The following is a 5,638-nucleotide window of genomic DNA, read 5'->3' on the forward strand; positions in this document are numbered from 1 at the left end:
CGTGGCGGCAGGTAATTTAAAAATCAATAACTATTCAAAAAAATAATGTTAAAAAAATCTTTAGCACTCATGAGTATCTCTGCTGCATTTTTTGCGCAGGCTCAGGATATTTCTGTGATCAGGAATACGGTAGATGTATATTCAGCTTCTCCCAGTACAGGATCTGCCAGGTTCAATGCCATGGCAGGTTCCAACGGAGCGTTAGGCGGAGACTCCAATTCTTTATTGACCAACCCGGCAGGGCTTGGGGTAGCCATCTCCGGAGAAATATCGGGAACGTTATCCGTTACGGGTAATAAAAATACTTCTTCTTATGCGGGGGCTTCCCGTGCCTATACGGTAAACAAAGGAGATCTGGGAAATATAGGAGCCATGATGACGTTCCAGCTGATGACAGAAAGCGCGTGGAAATTCATTAATATCGGGGTCAACTATTCCAACCAGTCTATTGAAAACTATGTAGAAACTCCCGGAAACAATAATCTTATTTATGACTTTCCCGGCACAGGTGGTACGAGCAGCAGTTCTGCATTTGGAAAACATGCTTATGACCGTTACGGATACCTTTCGAAAACAAGTTTCGGGGTAGGAGCCAATTACAACAACAGCCTCTATCTGGGAGCAGGCCTTAATTTCCTGAATGCATCGATTGATCAGTCCGATACGGCAATTTTTAACGATGTGAATTCAGGCAATTCCGAATCCTTCAGCAAGCAGAATACGCCGTTTTCCGAAAGAGGAAACGGTTTCTCCGCTACCATCGGGGTTATCGGGAAACTGAACCAGAATTTCAGGATCGGTGCATCCCTGGAAACTCCGACTTTCTGGAATATTGACAGGACATATGCCTTTTACAATGATGTATACAATGGAGATGACTACGGAGCAGAAAGCAGGAAGCTGACTTCACCGCTGAAAGCCACCGTAAGTGCCGCTTTTATCGCTAATAAAAGTTTCTCTATGAACGTAGATTATACCCTGGGACTTACAAAAGCTGATTATAAAGTATATGGTCCTGCAGAAGCTGATCTGAATGATTTTTTCAAGGAGAATTCCAAAAATCTTTCAGAAGTGAAAATCGGAGCTGAATACAGAATCAAGCAGTTCAGGCTGAGAGGAGGATACTCTTATGTTTCCAGTCCTTTCGATGCCCTGAACATTGACCGGTATGATAATAACGGAGATATGGGAGCACAAACGTACAGCAATCTTATTCTTGGAAACAGGAACTCTGCGTCGTTAGGTATCGGATATGATTTCGGATCTTTCTATATTGATGCTACGTATCAGAACGTTACTTCCAAATACAGCAATCCTTTCTTAAGAGGTCTTGTAAATGCCGATTTTGAAGACGGGTACTATTCCCGTGACCGCCTGATTGCAAGCGAAGCCTATGCCGTGTCCGATGTAAAAAATATAAGAAATAATTTCTTTCTTACTTTCGGATGGAAATTCTGATTTCCCTGAATCGGAAATAAGGCAGATTGAATACAAAAATCTCCGGAACCCAGCAGTTCCGGAGATTTTTTTTACCGGAATACCTGTTATTTTATTCGTTTTGTATAATAATGGCAATTCAGATCATTGTGCGATGCCATGTGCGGTTATCATTTGATCATGATGAGGCTGTACAAGCTTCAGGTATCCATATGCTTCTTTTAAACAGGGCAGGTATTCCAGTTAAGCTCCATTAATGAGAATGTCCTGTATGGGAATGGCTATGGAACAAGTGCATGATCAATGCCAGGGAGACACCTGTTACCACAAGGCCGATTTTAATCCAGTCGATATTATGGTTTTTATTGCTTTCAAAAATAATGACTGAAGAGATATGAAGAAAGATACCGCCCACGACGGCTAAAAAATAAGGCTGAAGATCCGGATTGAAATAATTCCCTAACAGCATTCCCGCCGGAGATGCCAATGCGAACAAAGCAATGATCAGCAGGGAAGGATAAGACGGGGCAGATTTCGGCTCTCCGTTTCTGTTGAAGAGGAATGCTCCCAGGATAAATGAAATCGGGAGGTTATGGAATACGATGCCGAGCAGGTACGGAGATACTTGATGGGTTTCATTAGCCAGGGGGATTCCTTCAATGAAAGCATGAATAAAGAGGCCTACCATCAGGGCTGCCGGCAGGATGTTGCGTTCGCTGTGATGGTGAAAGTGACCGTGTTCAAAACCTTTGGTCAGCGCTTCCAGGATCATCTGGAGAAGAACTCCGGCAATCACAAAAATCCCTAAGCTGCTGCCTGCCCGGGAAGTATAAACCTGCGGGAAGACCTCATTCAGACAAATGGTAATCAGGAATCCGGCACTTAAAACCAGCAGGTTTTTTGCCAGTTTTTCTTTTTTACCAAAATATTTACCTAAAAACACTCCGGCAATTACACTTAGAATCAGTAAAAATACCGTGATCATAAGTTTTTCTTAAACAGATTAATACAACGGGGAGAAGCTTCCTTATTAAATTCATTCAGCTGATAATCCCCCCATATTTTTATCCTCTCAAACCCGCATTCCGAAGCATAGGAATTGATGGCTTCACGGGTATGGAGCTTTACTTTTTCAAAAAAATGATGAGACTTTCCATCCGCTTCAAAGCGGATATCCTTCACGATGTGCCGGCCCTCAATTTTCTTGGAGATATTAAATTCAATATTCTCCCGGGTGACCACCGATTCAGGTACCAGGGTCTGTCTTACATATTCTTCATTCAGATAATCCAGCACGAAAAAACCTCCGGGCTTCAGTACATTATAAACGGATTGAAATACCTTTTTATCATCGTTTTCGTTATCGAAATAGCCGAAACTGGTAAACAGGTTAAAAACGGCATCCATAGGCTCGGCATCAATCGGGTTCCGCATATCGTGAACCTCAAAAGCAAGGGTCTGGTTTTCAAACTGCTTGTCGTATTTAATGCTTTTCCTGGAAAGGTCCAGCCCCAGTACCTTATAACCGAGTTTGTTCAGGAAAACCGAATGTCTTCCTTTTCCGCAGGCAAGATCAATGATCGAGGCATTTGGGGGAAGCTCAAGGTCGGCGGTAAGTTTTGTGATGAAGTTTTCTGCTTCCGTATAGTCTCTGTTGCTGTATAATAAATGATAATAAGGGGTATCAAACCAAGATTCAAACCATTCCATAATGCAAAAATAACTAAATTTGTGCGGTAAAAGGGAAAAGTATTCGATATTGGAAGATTGAAATATTCGATGATTGCTGACACTGAATGCCTAATCTTTTAATTCATACCTATTTATATCTTTAATACTCATTTATGGAAACAGAAAATATACAGATTCAGATAAAAACTTTCTTCGGGCTTGAGCAGATTTTAGCAGAAGAAATCAAAAAACTGGGCGGAAGGAAGGTAGAAGTGAAAAACCGTGCAGTCAATTGTGAAGGGGACCTCGGATTTTTGTATAAGATCAATTATTCGGCGAGAACGGCTTTAAAAGTTTTGGTTCCGGTGTACGAATTCAAAGCTTTTAACCAGCATCAGTTTTATGACCGGCTCTTTAAATTCAATTGGGAAGATTTCATGGATGTGGATCAGTCTTTTGCCATTGATGCCACCGTAAACTCAGAAACCTTCAGGCATTCGCAGTTCGTTACCCTGAAGATGAAGGATGCCATTGTGGATTATTTCCAGGATAAATTCAAGAGACGTCCGAATGTGGAAACAAAATACCCGGACATCAAGTTCCACTTGCATATCGACCGGGAATTGGTTACCATTTCAATGGATTCTTCCGGGGATGCCCTTTTCAAAAGGGGGTACCGGAAAGAACAGGGAGAAGCGCCCATCAACGAGGTACTGGCGAGCGGAATGCTTCAGCTGGCAGGCTGGGACGGAAAAGGAAACTTCCTGGATCCGATGTGTGGTTCCGGAACCCTGCTGATCGAAGCAGCCATGATCGCCATGGACCTGCCGGCCCAGATTTTCAGGAAGAGGTTCGCTTTCCAGAACTGGAAAAACTACGATGCCGACCTGTTTTCCAAAATCAAGGAATTCCGCATCAACCGGGTCAGGGAATTCACCGGAAAAATCGTGGGCTATGACATCGATGCCCGGATGCTGAATGCTGCCCGGATGAATATTGAAGCTGCCGAAATGGAAGATGTGATCGAAGTAAAGAAGCAGAACTTTTTCGATTCCAAGAAGGAGCTGTTCCCGCTGCTGATGGTCTTCAATCCGCCGTATGATGAAAGGATCTCCATCAATGACGATGATTTCTACAAAAAAATAGGGGATACCTTCAAGACCCATTATCCCAATACCCTGGCGTGGCTGATTTCCTCAGATCTGGATGCGCTGAAAAAAATTGGCCTCCGCCCGTCCAGGAAAATCAAGCTGTTCAACGGAAAGCTGGAAACCCGCTTTCTTCAGTACGAAATGTATGAAGGAACGAAGAAAGTGCATAAGCTGGAAAATTAATGATTATAAAGCCTTCCGGAAACGGAAGGCTTTATATTTATGCAAAAATTATAATTATGAACTTCGATTTTTTTGATGTTTTCGGGATTTTTTCAGATATAGCAGACATGTTGAACAATATCTTGATGATAGGTTCAGGGTCTGATAAACCCGTACAGGATAAAAAAAGCAGGCATCTTACGGAGAAAACGGGAGTTGTTTTTCTGATTATTGCTTTCGTCATTCTGTTTTTCGTTTTTAAAAAGCCATTGCCTTTCGAGCTTCACATCGGGTCATTAGCAGTAGTATCGATCATCGGTACATTACTGTCCTTGATCTTTTTCCTGATCTTATATCGTTTCGGAAAATATGATTTCACAAGTGTTTTCCGGTGGCTGTTTTTCAGCGGTTCATCTCTTTTGTTTTTTCATGCTCTCGCTTTTTATATATACTTCAGATCAGGAATATCCGGATAATTTCTTTCATACCGGAAAACATTTCCATTCGTGGATAAAAGAACATTACACCCGTCCATAAAATGATGAAAATAATAAGCTTTCAGCTTTGGAATCTGAAAAGCTGGCTGAACCGGCAGATCTTTCATGGATACACTTATCTGGCAAATATTACTTCTTTAAAAATAATTATAGGAATTCAGGCATCTTTTAAGCCTATCAGGATCGTTATCCCGGGCACGTTTAATAAAAAAATGATCCGTGTTATTGCGGTTCCATTGATCAGCTGCTGAGTGATCTGGAAAAAAGGGCCCATGAAAATTCAGAGATTACCTCATGCACTTTATACAAAAATGCCGGATTTTCCGTTATATATTTTAATCAACTTTTTTGCTCATTCTTCCGTGAATAAGTAATTTTGAAAAATTTTCAGATCTGATGCCTACCCTTTCCCTTGTCGTTGCTATCTTTAACCGGAAAGACGAACTTTTCGAACTCCTGAATTCGCTTACTGCACAAACGGACAAAGCGTTTGAGGTGATTATTGTTGACGACGGTTCCCTGATCGATCTGAAGCCTACCATCGCCAACTTTGAAGACCTGCTGGAAATCCGGTATTTCAGGAAAGATAATTCCGGGCCGGGACTCTCAAGGAACTACGGTGCCCGGAGAGCAAAAAACGAATGGCTGGTTTTTGTAGACAGTGACGTCATCGTGGAAAAGGATTATATCGAACATATTAAAAAAAATATCCTGAAAATT

6 protein-coding genes are annotated in these 5,638 nt (G+C 41.8%); 4 read left to right on the plus strand and 2 right to left on the minus strand.

The window, feature by feature from the left end; genetic code table 11:
- Positions 1 to 69: 69 nt before the first annotated feature.
- Positions 70 to 1,458, plus strand: a complete 1,389-nt coding sequence (locus tag QZ735_RS18960; protein WP_294252022.1) for a hemin receptor — start codon at positions 70 to 72, stop codon at positions 1,456 to 1,458.
- 232 nt (positions 1,459 to 1,690) lie between these two features.
- On the opposite strand, the gene QZ735_RS18965 is transcribed toward QZ735_RS18960, so the two are convergent.
- On the minus strand, positions 1,691 to 2,419 hold the full coding sequence (locus QZ735_RS18965; RefSeq protein WP_294252034.1) for a ZIP family metal transporter: 729 nt from the start codon (positions 2,417 to 2,419) through the stop codon (positions 1,691 to 1,693).
- Positions 2,419 to 3,147: a class I SAM-dependent methyltransferase gene (locus QZ735_RS18970; protein WP_294252023.1), complete on the minus strand. Its 729-nt coding sequence runs from the start codon at positions 3,145 to 3,147 to the stop codon at positions 2,419 to 2,421. The genes QZ735_RS18965 and QZ735_RS18970 overlap by 1 nt, the downstream gene beginning before the upstream one ends.
- A 134-nt stretch (positions 3,148 to 3,281) precedes the next feature.
- On the opposite strand from QZ735_RS18970, the gene QZ735_RS18975 reads away from it, so the two are divergent.
- The 3 genes from QZ735_RS18975 to QZ735_RS18985 all read left to right on the plus strand — a co-directional run.
- Positions 3,282 to 4,442, plus strand: coding sequence for a THUMP domain-containing protein (locus QZ735_RS18975; RefSeq protein ID WP_294252025.1), 1,161 nt, complete (start codon positions 3,282 to 3,284; stop codon positions 4,440 to 4,442).
- A gap of 56 nt (positions 4,443 to 4,498) precedes the next feature.
- Positions 4,499 to 4,897, plus strand: a complete 399-nt coding sequence (locus tag QZ735_RS18980; RefSeq protein WP_294252029.1) for a branched-chain amino acid ABC transporter substrate-binding protein — start codon at positions 4,499 to 4,501, stop codon at positions 4,895 to 4,897.
- Between the two features lie 417 nt (positions 4,898 to 5,314).
- A partial coding sequence (locus QZ735_RS18985) for a glycosyltransferase family 2 protein (protein ID WP_294252031.1) occupies positions 5,315 to 5,638 on the plus strand: 324 nt, incomplete at its 3' end.

It is taken from the genome of uncultured Chryseobacterium sp. (assembly GCF_913776365.1).
In the GTDB taxonomy this organism is placed as follows: domain Bacteria; phylum Bacteroidota; class Bacteroidia; order Flavobacteriales; family Weeksellaceae; genus Chryseobacterium.

Bases quoted from the DNA above. Each gene is read 5' to 3' on its own strand.
- QZ735_RS18960 (WP_294252022.1), top strand. From the start codon at position 70: ATGAGTATCTCTGCTGCATTTTTTGCGCAGGCTCAGGATATTTCTGTG.
- QZ735_RS18970 (WP_294252023.1), bottom strand. From the start codon at position 3,147: ATGGAATGGTTTGAATCTTGGTTTGATACCCCTTATTATCATTTATTA.
- QZ735_RS18975 (WP_294252025.1), top strand. From the start codon at position 3,282: ATGGAAACAGAAAATATACAGATTCAGATAAAAACTTTCTTCGGGCTT.
- QZ735_RS18980 (WP_294252029.1), top strand. From the start codon at position 4,499: ATGAACTTCGATTTTTTTGATGTTTTCGGGATTTTTTCAGATATAGCA.